This is a genomic window from Nonomuraea sp. NPDC050643 (assembly GCF_040654715.1).
Taxonomy (GTDB): domain Bacteria; phylum Actinomycetota; class Actinomycetes; order Streptosporangiales; family Streptosporangiaceae; genus Nonomuraea.
In genome coordinates this window covers 82,025-96,914 of the sequence record NZ_JBFAIM010000006.1, presented here as the reverse complement: position 1 = coordinate 96,914, position 14,890 = coordinate 82,025, and the positions used below count along the sequence as shown (strand labels likewise).

The 14,890-nt window shown below is 73.1% G+C and carries 11 protein-coding genes; 5 read left to right on the top strand and 6 right to left on the bottom strand.

Annotated elements, in window-relative coordinates:
- Window positions 1-2: 2 nt before the first annotated feature.
- From AB0I15_RS09780 to AB0I15_RS09770, 3 genes are all read right to left on the bottom strand, one after another.
- Window positions 3-2,534, bottom strand: coding sequence for a PEP/pyruvate-binding domain-containing protein (locus tag AB0I15_RS09780; RefSeq protein WP_358092368.1), 2,532 nt, complete (start codon window positions 2,532-2,534; stop codon window positions 3-5).
- On the bottom strand, window positions 2,531-3,247 hold the full coding sequence (locus tag AB0I15_RS09775) for a TetR/AcrR family transcriptional regulator (protein ID WP_358092366.1): 717 nt from the start codon (window positions 3,245-3,247) through the stop codon (window positions 2,531-2,533). The genes AB0I15_RS09780 and AB0I15_RS09775 overlap by 4 nt, the downstream gene beginning before the upstream one ends.
- A 64-nt stretch (window positions 3,248-3,311) precedes the next feature.
- A complete protein-coding gene (locus AB0I15_RS09770) occupies window positions 3,312-8,255 on the bottom strand; it encodes a hypothetical protein (protein WP_358092364.1) in 4,944 nt (1,647 codons plus the stop codon).
- A gap of 122 nt (window positions 8,256-8,377) precedes the next feature.
- On the opposite strand from AB0I15_RS09770, the gene AB0I15_RS09765 reads away from it, so the two are divergent.
- The 3 genes from AB0I15_RS09765 to AB0I15_RS09755 all read left to right on the top strand — a co-directional run bounded on the left by AB0I15_RS09765 (window position 8,378) and on the right by AB0I15_RS09755 (window position 10,084).
- Window positions 8,378-8,923: a hypothetical protein gene (locus AB0I15_RS09765; RefSeq protein WP_358092362.1), complete on the top strand. Its 546-nt coding sequence runs from the start codon at window positions 8,378-8,380 to the stop codon at window positions 8,921-8,923.
- 29 nt (window positions 8,924-8,952) lie between these two features.
- Window positions 8,953-9,333, top strand: a complete 381-nt coding sequence (locus AB0I15_RS09760) for a hypothetical protein (RefSeq protein ID WP_358092360.1) — start codon at window positions 8,953-8,955, stop codon at window positions 9,331-9,333.
- 79 nt (window positions 9,334-9,412) lie between these two features.
- Window positions 9,413-10,084, top strand: coding sequence for a DUF6766 family protein (locus AB0I15_RS09755; protein ID WP_358092358.1), 672 nt, complete (start codon window positions 9,413-9,415; stop codon window positions 10,082-10,084).
- On the opposite strand, the gene AB0I15_RS09750 is transcribed toward AB0I15_RS09755, so the two are convergent.
- Window positions 10,057-10,857, bottom strand: coding sequence for a pyridoxal-phosphate dependent enzyme (locus tag AB0I15_RS09750; protein ID WP_358092356.1), 801 nt, complete (start codon window positions 10,855-10,857; stop codon window positions 10,057-10,059). The genes AB0I15_RS09755 and AB0I15_RS09750 overlap by 28 nt on opposite strands.
- A 43-nt stretch (window positions 10,858-10,900) precedes the next feature.
- Between AB0I15_RS09750 and galK the strand changes: the two genes are divergently transcribed.
- Window positions 10,901-12,013, top strand: coding sequence for a galactokinase (gene galK / locus AB0I15_RS09745; RefSeq protein ID WP_358092354.1), 1,113 nt, complete (start codon window positions 10,901-10,903; stop codon window positions 12,011-12,013).
- A gap of 18 nt (window positions 12,014-12,031) precedes the next feature.
- Here galK and AB0I15_RS09740 read toward each other — a convergent pair whose 3' ends face one another.
- Window positions 12,032-12,805: an enoyl-CoA hydratase-related protein gene (locus AB0I15_RS09740; protein ID WP_358092352.1), complete on the bottom strand. Its 774-nt coding sequence runs from the start codon at window positions 12,803-12,805 to the stop codon at window positions 12,032-12,034.
- Window positions 12,806-12,856: 51 nt separating this feature from the next.
- Between AB0I15_RS09740 and AB0I15_RS09735 the strand changes: the two genes are divergently transcribed.
- A complete protein-coding gene (locus AB0I15_RS09735) occupies window positions 12,857-13,615 on the top strand; it encodes a tyrosine-protein phosphatase (RefSeq protein WP_358092350.1) in 759 nt (252 codons plus the stop codon).
- On the opposite strand, the gene AB0I15_RS09730 is transcribed toward AB0I15_RS09735, so the two are convergent.
- Window positions 13,535-14,665, bottom strand: a complete 1,131-nt coding sequence (locus tag AB0I15_RS09730; RefSeq protein WP_358092348.1) for a nitric oxide synthase oxygenase — start codon at window positions 14,663-14,665, stop codon at window positions 13,535-13,537. The genes AB0I15_RS09735 and AB0I15_RS09730 overlap by 81 nt on opposite strands.
- Window positions 14,666-14,890 lie beyond the last annotated feature (225 nt).

The window sequence follows — 14,890 nt, the reverse complement described above, 5'->3', positions numbered from 1 at the left end:
GATCACACGCCCGACTCCGCGGCGGCCGACTTGGCCGAGTCTTGGGCGGTCAGCAACTCGACCGTGCCCCGCTCGCCGTCCACCCTGATCCGGTCGCCGTCGCGCAGGCGCATGGTGGCGTTGCCGGTGCCGACCACGGCCGGGATGCCCAGCTCGCGGGCCACGATCGAGGCGTGCGACAGCGGCGCGCCCATGTCGGTCACGACGGCGGCGGCCCTGGGGAACATGGGCGTCCAGCCCACGTTCGTCAGCGTCGTCACCAGGATCTCGCCGGGCCTGAGCCGATCGCCGTCCTCGGGGCCGGAGATCACGCGGGCGATGCCCTCCACGACGCCCGGGGCGCCGGGGAAGCCCGTCACGGTGTCGCTCACCGGGACGCCGGCGCCGCGCGCGTCGAAGATGTCGGCCCGCCGTCCGGGGTCGGCGGCCCAGCGCACGGGGTCGAAGTGGCCGACGATGAGCGCCGGGTAGGGCGGGAGGGAGGCGTACCGCTCGTACGTCGCCCGCCGCGCCGGCACCTTCTCCAGCGCCGACCGGTCGCCGCGCAGCAGGGCCAGCAGCTCCGGCAGGTGCAGGTAGAACACCTCGTCGCCGAGCCCGGTCAGCTCCCCCGCGCGCACGGTGAAGGCCCGCAGCACCCAGAACGCCCGCATGTTCTCCGAGCGCGTGGACTCCCGGTCGCGCACGACCGCGTTCCACCGCTGAACCCTGGCCCGCATGGCGGCCTCCTTGCGCGGGTAGCGCCGGGCGAAGCGCGCCCACGCCTCCTCCCTGGCCGCGCGCTGGCGCGCGAGCAGCGCCTCGGTGTCGGACCGCATGTCGCGCAGGCCGGCGAGCTGGGCGTCGATCCACGCGGGGTCCTCGCCGGGCCGCGGGATCGACACCTCGAACTCGTGGGGGCCGCGATGCCCGTACGCGCGGGCGAACTCCTCCCGGGTGATCTCCCCGCGGGCCAGCCTGGACAGGCCCATCACGGGCCCCATGCTGGCCAGCTCGCCGTCGGTGTTGACGCCGGTCAGCATGGCCTCCGCGTCGACGTCGCCCATCATCTTGCGCAGCCGGTCACGGGTCAGGACGAGCGTGGTGCCGCCCTGACGGCCCGCGGCCTCCAGCATGCGGCAGGAGGTGACCAGGTGGGGCCGGACCTCCGCCTCCCACAGTCCGGCCAGCTCGGGCCCGGAGCCGGTGGCCGCGATCCGCTCGCGCAGCTCCTCGCAGCGCCGCTGGGACGTGGCGAGGAAGGCGCTCATGCCCTTGATGTTGGTACGGACCCGGCGGCGGAGATGGACCGCCATGGGCAGCACACCCTTGATGATCTCCCAGCGCGACACCCGCGCCAGCGGCACCTCCAGCCCTTCCGGGAGCCTGCCGAAGACCTGCTCGACCGCGCCCAGCCGACTCTGCATGCCCAGGGCCCTGGCGATGGTGTAGGTGACGCTCAGGTTCATGTAGAACCGGCCGCCGATGTTGCCGACCAGGTCGAAGCCGGGCAGCGTGGAGGCGTACATGGCCTCGTTGATGAACAGGCGCACGAACGACCACGTGATCGGCGTCATGACGTCGGGGATGGCCTCGCCCAGGTTGCCGCCGGTCCACAGGTAGTCGCCCTTGAGGCTGTCGTTCCACTCCTCCAGCGGGGGCTTGAGCCCGGTGATCGGGCGCGCCTGCACGATGGCGAACGCGCCGTCGCGCCTGGCCCACTCCACGTCCATCGGGGCGCCGTAGAGGTCCTGGATACGGGCGCCGAGCCCGGCCAGCTCGACGGCCTCGGAGTCGCCGAGGACGGGGCGGGTGCGCAGGTCGCCGGGGACGGGCCGCTCCTCGGTGCCGGTGCCGGTGCGGACGGTCATGACCGTCTTGTCGCTCGTGTGCGACTCCACGACCGCGCCACCGGACACCACGGTCGTGTCGGGGGTGACCTGGCCGCCGACGACCGCCTCGCCGAGCCCCCACGAGGCGTTGACCACGGTCCTGTCGCGGGCGCCGGTGACCGGGTCGGCGGTGAACATGATGCCTGCCGCGTCGGCGTCGACCAGCTCCTGGACCACCACGGCCAGCGCCACGTCTTCGTGCGGCACGCCGTTCTGGTCGCGGTAGGCGATGGCGCGCGGGTTCCACAGCGAGGCCCAGCAGCGCCTGACCGCGTCGAGCAGGGCGTCGCCCCTGATGTTGAGGTAGGTGTCCTGCTGGCCGGCGAACGACATGTCCGGCAGGTCCTCGGCGGTGGCGGAGGACCGCACGGCCACGGGCACGTCGTCGCCGAGCGCCTCGTACGCCGCCCGGATCTCCGCGGCGAGGTCGCCGGGCAGGTCGTGCGCGGCGAACAGCGAGGCGATCCGGTCGGGGTCGTCGGCGGCGGCGCGCAGGATCTCCTCGCGGAAGCCGGCCACGAACGCGCGGTAGGCCCCGGTCGTGATGTGGAACCCGCCGGGGACGGGCAGCCCGGCCCTGGTCAGCCTGGCCAGGGAGGCACCTTTGCCGCCCACGGTCGCGAGGTCGGCCGTGGCGTCGTCGAGGGGGAGAACGACCCTCACTTCACACGCTCCTTAGAGCCCAGGGAGAGCGCCAGCCGCTGCTGGGCGACCTCCACCATGGCGTCGAGAAAGGCGAGGGTCGCCCGGGTGGCGGCGTCCGGGTCGGATGGCGGGCGGCCCGTGCCGAGGGCCCGCTCGATGGTGTCGGCCACCAGGTCCGCGATCCGGTCCTCGGTCGGCCTGTCGCCCGCGGGCCGGCCGTCCGGCAGGAACAGGAACCCGTACACGATGGAGCCGATCACCACGACGTGGTCACCGGGGTCCTCGCGCACCGCGCCGTGCTTGACCAGCTCCGTCACGTAGCCGTTGAAGGGCGCGCCGAGCTCGAACCCGGTCGGGCCGCCCCGCTTGCGCCGGCTGAGCTTGCCGAGCACCTCGGAGTCGCCGCCCAGCACCGCCCGCAGCAGCGGGCGCCGCAGCAGGACCCTGGCGTACTCGCCGAACAGCTCGCTCAGCGTCGCCGGCGCCTGGTCGCGCACCTCGGTCAGCAGGAGCACCCGCTCCCGCCGCAGCAGCGCCGCGAAGATGTCGTCGCGGGTCTTCCAGTGCAGGTAGATGGTCCCCTTGGCGACACCGGCGCGCTGGGCCACGTCGTCGATGGTGGTCTTGTCGTAGCCCCAGCGCAGGACGAGCTCGGTGACCGCGTCGAGGATCCGGTGCGCCCGCTCGAGCTGGCGTGCCGGATCCTGCGGCGGTCGTCCGACCTTGGCCATCGTCTCACCTCGTTTGTTTGACTAGGTGAGACTAATCGGTCATTTAATTATGGGCAAGCGGCGTTCACCTGATCCTGGCCAGCAGCGTGCCCGCCTCCTCGGCGAAGGCCGGGTCACCGGTGTCGGACGCCTGGCGCAGCAGCCGCCTGGCCAGGTCCAGGTCACCGCGCTCGTACCGGATCTCGCCCAGCCGGAAGGCGGCCTCCGCGATCAGGTCGTCCTGCTCGGTCAGCCCCAGTGTCAGCTCGTAGTAACGCAGCGCCCCGTCGCGGTCCCCGAGCCAGTAGCACAGCTCGCCGAGGTGCGCCGCGGCCATCCCCGACTCCGAGTCCCCCGCGTCGATGACCCGCTGGTACCAGGTGAGCGCTTCGGGGAAGTCCCGCTTCCGCTTGGCCAGCGCGCCGAGGTACATCGCGCCGAGCGCGCTCGTGTGCCCCTCCCCCGCCTCGACCGCCTTGCCGTACCACTCGCGCGCCAGCGCCTCGTCCTCGTCGTGGTACGTCTGCCCGATCGCGATCATCGCCCGCGCCGCGAGGTCGTCGTCGCCGGCCTCCAGCACCCGCAGGTACGCCTGCCGCCCCTCTTCGACCTCCCCCGCGTTCAGCAGGGTCTGCCCGAGCACGCTGAGCGCGGTCGGCTCCCCGCTCTCCGCCGCCACCCGCAGTGTGCGCAGCGACGCCTCGGTGTCGCCCTGGCGGTCCTGGAGCATGCCGAGCAGGCTGCCGAACACGCCCTGCACCGGGCTGTCGGCGTCCCCGGCCTGCCGCTCGGCCAGGTTGTAGAAGGCCTCCGAGTCGCCCTCGGCGTCGAGCAGCGTGAGCAGCCGGCCCCCGGCCACGAACCGCACGTCGGGGTCGTCGTGGTCGTTCATCCGTTCGTAGATCGCGCGGGCCTGCGCGGTCTCGCCCAGGGCCTCCAGCCGCTCGGCCACCCGCAGCTCGGTGAACGGGCCCTGCCCGGCCAGCTCGTAGTACTGCCGCACGGCCGCCGGGTCCTCGCACACGTCGCCCAGCTCGCGGGCCTGCTCGGCGGCCTGCGGGCCCATCAGCGCCAGCACCTCGGCGGCCAGCGCGTGCTCGCCGCGCCGGCACGCCTGGTAGGCCAGGGCGTCGAGGTTGTTCAGCGCGGTCTGGGAGAGGTCGGTGCCGGCCTCGGCCGCCGCGGCGAACGCCCGCGCCGCGCCCAGGTGGTCGCCGTCCTCGTGCAGCCAGACGCCGAGCTGCATGCCGCCCCTGGACACGGCCTCGGGGGCGCCGGACTCGATGGCCAGTCGCACCTCGCGGCCGGCCGCCGCCGTGTCGCCCAGCTCCCGCAGGGCCTTGGCGAGGTCGACGCGCATACTGGGCGTGGTGTCGGGGAAGCCGGTGTCGACGCCCCTGCCGTACAGGCGGGCCGCGTCGGCCAGGTCGCCCCTGGCCTTGCGGGCGTCGCCCCACGTCCAGTAGCCGAGCGCGACGGTCTCCGGGTCGCCGCACCCCACGGCCAGCTCCGCCTCGGCGGTCAGGGCGTCGTAGTCCTGCTCCTGGAGCAGGTGGACCAGCAGCCGCCGGCGGCATTCGAGGTCGCCGCCCGCCGCCCCGGCGGCGAGCACCTCCCGGACCCGCGCGGTGTCGCCGCACTCGTCCAACAGCTCGGCGACGAGGACGGCGGTCGCGGGCAGCGCGGCCTCGGCGGCCGTCACCGCGCCGTCGAGGTCGCCGCGGCGGTGACGGACGACGGCGATGTTGCGCCAGGCCATCTCGGCCGTGGCCGGTTCCCGCGTGGCGGGCAGGAAGCACAGCTCGGCGCGGCTGTGGTGGCCCTCGTTGGCGAGGATCGCGCCCAGCTCGACCCTGGCCTCGGCCGCCGCCGCGGGCTCCCCGAACTCGGTCACGAGCTGGAAGAACGGCTCGGCGGTGTCGTCCTCCATGACCTGGGCCTTCGCCATGACCTCCGGTACGGCCTCCGCCAGCCCCTCGGGCCCCGCTTCGGCCAGGAGGCGGCGCAGGCCCCGCACGTCCTCGTCCTCGATCGCCAGCAGCACCCCGGCCATCAGCTCCGACCCGGTCCGCTCGGTGAGGACCGCCAGCGCGCCCTCCCGGTCGCCTTCGGCCGACAGCACCCAGGGCAGCTCGTCGGGGGCGGCCCGGCCGAGCAGGTGGCGGGAGACGGCGGCGGAGTACGTGTCGTGCTCCTGCGCCGCCGCCCGTTCGAACGCGAAGTGCGCGGCGTCGGCGTCCCCGGCCGCCAGCAGTGAGCGGCCCGCCGCCAGCATGGTCTCCGGCTCCGACTCGGGGTCGATGGCCGCCGCCCGCTCGAACGCCGCCTTGGCCGACTCCAGGTCCCCCGCCGTGGCCAGCAGGGTGCCGAGCAGGCGCTCGGACTCGCCCGTGATCTCGGGCGGCGCGGCGGTCATGACCTCGAGCGCGCGCCCGGGGTCGCCGTGGTCGCGCAGGAACCTGGCCAGGTGCAGGGTCGCGCCCCCGCCGAACGCCCCGGCCAGCACCTCGCCGGCCTCGTCGGCGCGGCCGCAGGCCGCCAGCGACTCGCCCAGCCGCAGGGCCACCTCGGCCTGGCGGCGCTCGTCGCCGGTGACCGGCACGCGGGCGTACATGTCGGCGGCCTCGGCGTACTCCCCGAGCTCGCACAGCACGTTGCCGGCCGCCCGCAGCGCCACCCCGTTGAGGTGCTCGTCGTCGCCCACCGCGCGCCGCCAGGCGTCGATCGCGCCGTGCCGGTCGCCCGAGTCGTTGCGCAGGGCCCCGAGGAAGCAGCCGGCCCGCTGGCGCTGCTCCGGGACGCCGACCGCGGCGACCAGCGAGAGCGCCGCGTCGGCGGCGGCCGCGCGGCGCGTGCGCTGCCAGGCGTGCGCGCACTCCATGGCCAGAGCGGTCGCCATGACGGCCGCGTCACCCTCGGGCAGCGCCCGTGCCGCCGCCTCGAAGTCCTCGTCGAGCAGCAGCCGGCCGAACGCGCCGAGCCCGTCCGTGGCGAGCGCGAGCGCGGCCCGGGCGGCCTCCATGTCGTCGAGCCTGACCCGGGTGAACGCCAGTGGCAGCGCGCTGTTCTCGTGCCCGTCCTCGGCGATCAGCCGCTCGTGCAGGCGGCAGGCGGCCAGCAGGTCGCCCTGCCGCTCGAACAGCCCGATCAGGTCCGCGGCGGCCTCGATCCGCAGGCCCTTGTGCCCGGTCTCCAGAGCCTCCTCGTACGCCCTGCGCGCCTCGCCCGGCTCGTCCTCGCCGACGAGCTCGCCCAGCATGTACGCCACCCAGGCCGCCAGCGCGGGATGCCCCGCCGCCCTGGCCCGGCGCAGCAGCCCCGCCGCCTCGGCCTCGTCGGTCAGCACGTCCTTGCAGATCACCGCCGTGTACGACAACGCCAGCGGGTCCCCGGTCTCCGCCGCCGCCAGGAACAGCTTGGCCGCCTCGGACAGGTCGTACCCGAACGAGGCCAGCACCTGCGCGAACACGGCCGTGCCGATCGCGGAGACGGCAGGGTCGGGGTGGTCCATGGCCGCCCGGTACCGGACCAGCCCCTCCTCCCTGCCCAGCCGCTGGTGCTCCAGCATGGCGGCGAGCACGGGATGCAGGTCCTCGTCCGGCCCGCCGCCGGACTCGCGCAACAGGTGCAGCAGGAAGGCGGCGTTGAAGCCCTGGAGGACGTCGTCGCCCTCGGCCACGTACGCCAGCAGCTCGTCGGCCTGCTCCCGGTCGCCCTCGCCCATCTCCAGCTCGGCCAGCATCACCATGGCCCTGATCGACTGGGTGGGCGCGCCGGAGTCGATCGCCCGGCGCAGCAGCCGCCTGGCCTCTTCCAGCTCGCCGGCCTTCAGGCAGGCCAAGCCGTCGTCGGTGTCCTGCAGCGCCTGCTCCTCGACCGGGTCGGCCAGCGGCTGCTGCCTGGCGGCGTGCTCGATCAGCAGCGCGGCCTTGAACGCGGCGTCGGGGTCGTCGTGCCGGGACGCGAGCGCGGCCAGCTCCATGATCTCGTCGTGCGCCTCGGGGTGCTGTTCGAGCAGCAGGCCGAGCAGGGTGACGCAGATGGAGGCCCACTCGTCCTCGCCGGCCTCCAGCACCGCCCGCAGCGCGGCCAGCGCCTGCGCCGTCTCGCCCGCCTCGGTGTGCATCTGGGCCAGGCACGCGTGCGCCTGCACGACGTACTCGGGGTGGCCGCTGACGATCACCCGGCGGAAGATCGCCTTGGTCTCCTCCTCGCCGCCGAGCCGCGCGGTCACCTTGGCCAGCTCGATGAGCGAGGGCAGCCGGATGTCGGGCCTGGGGTCCTCGGCGGCCACGCGGTAGGCGGCGGCCGACTCGGCGTACTCGCCCAGGTCCACCAGCACCGCCCCGAGCAGCTTGTACGCCATGGGCAGGTGGTCGGGATGCCCGACGGCGATGGCGTGCTCGCACACCTCGCGGGCCGCGGCGAACTCCTCGTCCTCGGCGTAGATCTGGTAGAGCCGGAACGCCGACAGCGACACGATCTCGGGGTCCCCGCAGGTCAGCAGCTCCCGGTAGTCGTCCTCGTCCTCCGCCTCGTCGTACAGGTCGCGGGCCGAGGCCGGGTCCTGGTCGAACTCCGGCAGCTCCAGCCGCGCGGCCAGCTCGGCCACGGCTGCGCTGTTGCACCTGCGGGCCCGCTCCAGCGACGCCTGCGCGCCCTGGGCGTCCCCCATCTGGGTGAACACCAGCACCAGCGCCGTGTCCGCGAGCGCGGCCACCTCGAAGTCGGCGCCGTCGGAGGCGATCGTCAGCACCCGATGCGCCGCCGGCCACTCCTTGGCGTTGACCAGCATCATCCCCATGGCGATGGCCGAGCGCTGCCCGAACACCGGGTCGCCCGACTGGATCACCGACCGGTGCGCCGCCTCCGCGCCCTCCAGGTCCCCCTGCTCCTGCAGCAGCCCGGCCAGCAGATGGGACGCTTCCGTGTCCCCCGTCGCCGCGATCTGCCTGAACAGCACCGCGGCCTCGTCAAGATCTCCAGATTTCCAATGGTTCATGGCCGCGTCGAGCTGTTCTGACGCCATCGATCACTCCAAGTTCATACAACAATGTGAAAAAGCTACACATCTGTCACCCGGGTCACAGGGCATTCCGAGATCTCCGGTCCACCCGCCGGGAGGTACGGGAGCGCCGTAGCGTAGTCCTCATGGGCAAGGCGTTCTGGATCGATCAGGAGTTCGACAGGGACCGTGACGGGCGCTACGCCGTACACGTGCGCAAGAACCTCGACGAGTTCGAGTGGGGCGACATCGCGCCCGTGCGGTTCGCCTGCACGGCGTGGGAACTGGCCACACCCCCGTCGCTCACCCCCGGTTTCGTGCGGTGGGACCGGCGCATACTCGACGCGACCTGTCACCGCAACACCTGGGACGGCACGCTCTACGCCCGCGTCCGGGTGGTCTCCCCGCTGCCGGAGGAGCTGCGCAAGTCACGGACCTGGTGGCGCGACCGTGGCTGGCTGGGCTGGCAGGAGACCTTCGGCCAGTACGTCGAGCCGACCCAGCAGGACCTGGCCAGGATCCCGTTCCTGCGGGCCACGCTGCTCGTGGAGGCCCCGGTGCCGCTCGACGACCTGCCGCCCGAGCCCGAAGGCCCGCACGAGGAGGTCGAACAGCGCGCGCACCGCGCGGTGACGGTGCTGGCCCGCGAGCTGAACGCCCTGGTGTCACCCGTGCTCGACCATCTGGGATAGTCGCGTCACGCGTGGGTAGCACGGGGTGCATGAGGATGCCGCTGATCGTGCTCGCGCTGGCCCTCTGCGCCGCCGCATGCGCCGTCGACACGGCCTCCCCCGCACGCGCGGCCGAGCACTTCTCCGCCGCCCTCATCACCCACCAGGAGGACACCGCCTGCCGGATGCTCGCCCGCCGGACCGCCGAGAAACTGCCCGACTCCGGCCAGAGCTGCGCCGACGCGCTGCGGGAGCTGGCGCTCGCCCCGGGCGGCGCGGTGACGGCGGTGAGCGTCTGGGGCGACGAGGCTCAGGTCCGCCTGTCCGGCGACACGCTCTTCCTGCACCGCTTCACCGACGGCTGGCGGATCAGGGCCGCCGGCTGCGAGCCGAACGGCGATCTCCCCTACGTCTGCGAGGTGGAGGACTGATGCGCGTGATGTTCACGGTGACCCTGCTGGTGATCGTGGTGGGGCTGGCGTCGATCTTCGCGATCGGATGGTCGCGGCTGTGAGGTGGCTGAAGGAGAACTCGCTGTCGCTGGCGTTCCTGCTGCTGTTCCTGCTGGCGGTGGGCGGGCAGGCCGTGGCGGGGCTGCTGCAGTTCAACGACCGGCAGGTCGCCCAGGGCGCCGAGCCGGTCTCGCTGACGCACTACGTGACCTCGTCGTCGTTCGCGGTCGACGTGGCCGAGAACTGGCAGTCCGAATACCTGCAGTTCTTCCTGTTCATCATGCTGACCGTGTGGCTCGTCCAGAAGGGGTCGCCCGAGTCCAAGAAGCCGCAGGACGCCGGGCCGGAGTCGGACGAGGAGCAGCGGATCGGCCCCTACGCCGGGCCGGGCTCGCCGGCCTGGGCCAGGGTCAAGGGTGCGCGGCTGTGGGTCTACAGCAACTCGCTCGGGCTCGTGATGGGGGCGATCTTCCTGCTGTCGTGGCTGGCGCAGTCGGTGGCGGGGCAGGCGGCGTACAACGCGGAGCGGCTCGGCGACCTGCGCGATCCGGTCACCTATGGCGCCTACGTCACCTCGCCCGAGTTCTGGAACCGCAGCCTGCAGAACTGGCAGTCGGAGCTGCTGGCCGTGCTGTCGATGGCGGTGCTGTCGATCTATCTGCGCCAGCGCGGCTCGCCGGAGTCGAAACCGGTCGGGGCGGCTCACACGGCCACGGGCGTGGAGGGCTGACCGGTGACCACGGCGACGACGCGGGTGCCGGGCGCGAAGGCGCCGCGGCGGGCGAGATCGAGGATGCCGTAGAGCATCTTCGCGACGTAGACGCCTTCGACTTGATGTTTCGCGATAAATCCCGCCAGAGCGGGCGTCGACTTGGCGTAGCCGCCGAAGTGGTAGTCCAGGTTGACCGACCAGTTCGACCACGTACGCCCGTACGCCTCCCGCTGCAGCCTGGCCACCTCCCCCTCCAGGAACCCGGCCCCCTTCAGCACCGCGAACCCGAGCGCCCGCTTGCCCTCCGGCAGCCCCGCCGCGATCCCGGCCAGCGTGCCCCCGGTGCCCACCGGGCAGCAGACGACGTCGTAGTCGCCGGCGATCTCCCCCGGCAGCTCGGCGCAGCCGCGCACGGCCGCCGCGTTGCTCCCGCCCTCCGGCAGGATCGCCACGTCCGCGCCCCACCGCGCGCGCAGCCGGGCCCGCACCTCCTCGGTGTCCTTGCGCCGGTAGGAGGCGCGGTCGAGGTAGGTGAGGGTCATACCGCACTCGGCCGCGCGCGCGAGCCACGGGTTCAGCGGCAGGTGTTCCTCGCCCCTGATGACCCCGATCGTCTCGATGCCGTGCCGCGCCCCGGCCTCGGCCACCGCCCTGATGTGATTGGAGTAGGCGCCGCCGAACGTCAGCAGCCGGCGGTGCCCGAGGTTGTACCTGAGCTTGCGCGGCTTGTTGTCGTCGTCCATCAGGAACACCCGGACCTGGCCGAGCCCTGGATCCAGGAGTTCCTCCATGGCGCTAGTCTACGGTCGGGCCTTTGTTGAGGAGTGTTCGGTTATGCGCGTTGTTGAAGCTTTTCGTGCCGCCTACGGTTCGTCCCCCCAGACCGTCTGGCATGCGCCCGGCAGGGTCAACCTGATCGGCGAGCACACCGACTACAACGACGGCTTCGTCTTCCCGTTCGCGGTGCCGTGGGGGGTGACGGCCGCGGTCACGCCGCGTACGGACACGACCGTCCGCCTGCTGTCGCTCCAGTCCTCCGGCGAGCCCGTCACAATCGCGAGCCACGACGAGTCCAAGGGCTGGACCCGCTACGTCGTGGGCGTCCTCGCCATGCTGGGCGACCGGGCCGGGGGCGCCGACATCGCGATCGACGGCGACGTCCCGCAGGGCGCGGGCCTCAGCTCCAGCGCCGCCCTCGAGGTGGCCGTCGCCTCGGCCCTCAACGACCTGCACGGGCTGGGCATGACGCCCATGGAGATCGCCCTGCTCAGCCAGAAGGCGGAGAACGACTTCGTCGGCATGCCCTGCGGCATCATGGACCAGGCCGCCTCGGCGCTCTGCCAGGAGGGGCACGCGCTGTTCCTCGACTGCCGCTCGCTCGGCTCCAGGAACATCCCGCTCGACCTGGCCCCCCACGGCCTGAGCATGCTCATCATCGACACGCAGGTGCACCACGAGCACGCGGGCGGCGAATACGCCAAGCGCCGCGCCGAGTGCGAGTCGGCCGCCCGCAAGCTCGGCGTCGCGGCCCTGCGCGACGTCACCGACCTGGCCGGCGCCCTCGACCGGCTGCAGGGCGCCGAGCGCAGGCGCACCGAGCACATCGTCACGGAGAACCACCGCGTGGAGGCCCTCGTCGGCCTGCTCCGCGCGGGCGCCGTCACGGAGATCGGCGCCCTGCTCAACGCCTCCCACCTGTCGCTCAGGGACAAGTACGAGGTGTCCTCGCCGGAGCTGGACGTGGCGGTGGAGGCCGCGCTCAGGGGCGGCGCCCGGGGCGCCCGCATGACGGGCGGCGGCTTCGGCGGCTCGGCCATCGCCCTGGTCCCGGTCGACCGCCTGGAGAGCGTCCAGGAGTCGGTCTCGGCCGCCTACGCCGACCGGGGCTTCCAGGCTCCCCGCTTCCTGCCCGCCTCCCTGGCCCCTGGCGCCCACCGCGTCGCCTGAGCCCTCGGCGGAGCCCGCTCAGAGAGACGGGAAGTTCGGCGGGCGGCGCTCGAGGAAGCTGGCGACGCCCTCCGCGAAGTCCGGCCGCCCGAAGGAGGCGAGCATCTCCTGGGTGGCCGTCTTGGCCGACTCCTCCAGCGTGACGTCCCAGTCGTGCCAGACCTGCCGCTTGATCACCGCCATCGACGCCGGCGAACTGTACGCGGCCAGCTCCCGCGCGTACGCCTGCGCCTCCGCCAGCAGCGACTCCCCCGCCACCGCCCGGTTGGCCAGCCCCAGCTCGTACGCCTCCCGCCCGGTGAACACCCGCCCCGACAACAGCACGTCCATGGCCCGCTGCTGCCCCATGACGCGCGGCAGCACCCACGAAAGCCCGTACTCGGCGATCAGGCCCCGGCGCGGGAACGCGGTCGTCCACTTGGCCTCCTCGGCCGTGAACACCAGGTCGCACACGAGCGCGTGCACCATCCCCAGCCCCGCGCAGGCCCCGTTGACGGCCGCGATGATCGGCTTGCCGATGGTCGTCGGGAACGTGTTGGGCCGCGGGTCGGGCGTCTCGTCGTACGAGCCGGTCTGGATGGCGCTCAGCGTCTTGAAGTCGGCGCCCGAGCAGAAGCCCTTGCCGGCGCCGGTGACCACCACGGCCCGCACCTCCGGGTCCTGCTCGGCCTGCGCCAGCAGGTCGAAGTAGCGCCGGCCCATCGCGTCCGTCCAGGCGTTGAGCGTGTCGGGCCGGTTGAAGGTCAGGGTCAGCACGCCCTGGTCGAGTGTCGAGAGCACGAGTTCCGCCATGCGCTAACAGAACCATGTTCTAGGCAGGGAAGGCAAGGATACGGTGGTCGCATGGACCGGGATCTGGCGTGGGACGGCTGTCACAACGTACGCGACCTGGGCGGCCTGCCGGCGGGCCCGGGCCGGCGCACCCGATGGGGGGCGGTGGTCCGCTCCGACACCCCCGACCGGCTCACCGAGGCCGGGTGGGCGGCCGCGGCGGCCCACGGCGTACGCACGATCCTCGACCTGCGCACGCCCGGCGAGCATCGCGCGAAGCCCGGCCACCGCCCGCCGGGCATGACCATCGTCAACGTGCCCCTGAGCACGGGCCTGGACCGCCACCACCACGACGGGACACCGCTCTACCTGCGCTCCTTCATCGAGCGCCGGCCGGAGCGCTGCGCCGCCGCCCTGCGCGCGATCGCCGAGGCGCCGCCCGGCGGGGTGCTCGTGCACTGCGTGGCCGGCCGCGACCGTACCGGGCTGGTCGCGCTCCTGCTGCTCGCGCTGGCCGGGGTGGCGCCCGGCCACATCCTGGCCGACTACGAGCGGTCGACGGCCCGCCTGAGCCGCCTCTACGCGCTGCTCGGCGAGCCCGACGACGCGCTGCGGGTCCAGGCCCGCCTCGACGCCGCCGGGACCACCACGGCCCAGGTCGTCGGGGCGCTGCTCGCGGAGCTCGACGTCGAGGCGTGCCTGACGGCGGGCGGTCTGACGCCGTCGGAGCTGGCCGCGCTGCGCGAGCGGTCAACGGTGGTGGACGAACCTCGGGGTCAGGACGTGGGTGTCGTAGTAGCGATGGAAGACCGGGGTGGCGCTGCCGGATAGCGGCGGCACGATCCACGACCAGTCGGCGGGGCAGACCCGCCCGGCCTTCTCCTCCCGCGACAGGTGGGTGAGAAACCGGCGCGACTCCGTGTGGTGGTCGGTCATCGTGACGCCCGCCCGCTCGAAGGAGTGCAGCACCGCCACGTTCAGCTCCACCAGCGCGTGGTCGCGCCACAGGCAGCGCTCGTTGGAGGTGTCCAGGCCCAGCCGGTCCGCCACGGCCCGGAGCTGGTCGTATCGGTCCGCGTCCGCCAGGTTGCGGGCGCCGATCTCGGTGCCCATGTACCAGCCGTTGAAGGGCGCGCACGGGTAGCAGACGCCGCCGATCTCCAGGCACATGTCCGAGATGGCCGGTACGGCGTGCCAGCGCAGCCCCAGCTCCGCGAACCACGCGTATTCGGGATGGACCAGCGGCACCTCAAGCACCGCGTCCCCGGGCAGGTTGCACAGCAGCCGATCCCCCAGCCCCGGCTGGACGATCAGCGGCAGCACGTCGAACCGCCCGCCCCGGCCCCGCCATCCCAGGGCCTTCGCGGTCTTCGTGAGCTCGACGTTGCGCGGGTCGCCCACGACGCCGTCCGGGGTGCGGTAGCCCGCGTAGCGGATGAGCTGGTCGTTCAGCACGCGGGGCCCACGGCGGGCGGGGGTGTCGGGGGGCAGCACGGTGACGGTGGGCCTGATCCTGCCGTTCCCCGTGGCCTCGCGCAGGTGGGCCACGCATTCGAGGGCCACCCCCTCGGCCGTGCTCACCTGGCGGCGGTCGCGTACCTTCAGCGAGCGCCAGTACAGCCGCCCGATGCACCGGCTGCTGTTACGCCAGGCGACCCGGGCCCCGAACTCGAGCTCCTCGTACGTGTGCGTGTAGGCGCCGGTCCTGGCGACGTCCCTGGCGACGTCGCGCAGGCGGGCGTGCAGCCCTCCGGCGGAGGGGTTCTCGGCGTGGTAGAGCCTGATGAAGCGCTCCGCCTCACGCAGGTCGGTGGTGCGCTCGAGCACCGCCTGCGCGGCGAGGGCGTCGAAGGGACGAAGGGACCTGATCCAGGTAGGCACGCGACAACCAGCACTTCTCCGTCAGCGGAGCGCCCCGCCGATTCCGGGTCGGCGACGCCTCCTGATGGCGGCGCCCTCTCCTCGCCACCCTCATCGGCTTCCCGCGGCTCCGGCCCGTGGACCGGCCCAGCCATCTTTCCCCGGCCCGGCCTGCCCTGTCCCGCGAACGCGAAAACGTGTGATGATCGCGTTACATAGAGTGAAATAAGCGGGCGCCCCCGGGCA

Bases quoted from the DNA above. Each gene is read 5' to 3' on its own strand.
- AB0I15_RS09775 (WP_358092366.1), bottom strand. From the start codon at position 3,247: ATGGCCAAGGTCGGACGACCGCCGCAGGATCCGGCACGCCAGCTCGAG.
- AB0I15_RS09770 (WP_358092364.1), bottom strand. From the start codon at position 8,255: ATGGCGTCAGAACAGCTCGACGCGGCCATGAACCATTGGAAATCTGGA.
- AB0I15_RS09765 (WP_358092362.1), top strand. From the start codon at position 8,378: ATGGGCAAGGCGTTCTGGATCGATCAGGAGTTCGACAGGGACCGTGAC.
- AB0I15_RS09760 (WP_358092360.1), top strand. From the start codon at position 8,953: ATGAGGATGCCGCTGATCGTGCTCGCGCTGGCCCTCTGCGCCGCCGCA.
- AB0I15_RS09750 (WP_358092356.1), bottom strand. From the start codon at position 10,857: ATGGAGGAACTCCTGGATCCAGGGCTCGGCCAGGTCCGGGTGTTCCTG.
- galK (WP_358092354.1), top strand. From the start codon at position 10,901: ATGCGCGTTGTTGAAGCTTTTCGTGCCGCCTACGGTTCGTCCCCCCAG.
- AB0I15_RS09740 (WP_358092352.1), bottom strand. From the start codon at position 12,805: ATGGCGGAACTCGTGCTCTCGACACTCGACCAGGGCGTGCTGACCCTG.
- AB0I15_RS09735 (WP_358092350.1), top strand. From the start codon at position 12,857: ATGGACCGGGATCTGGCGTGGGACGGCTGTCACAACGTACGCGACCTG.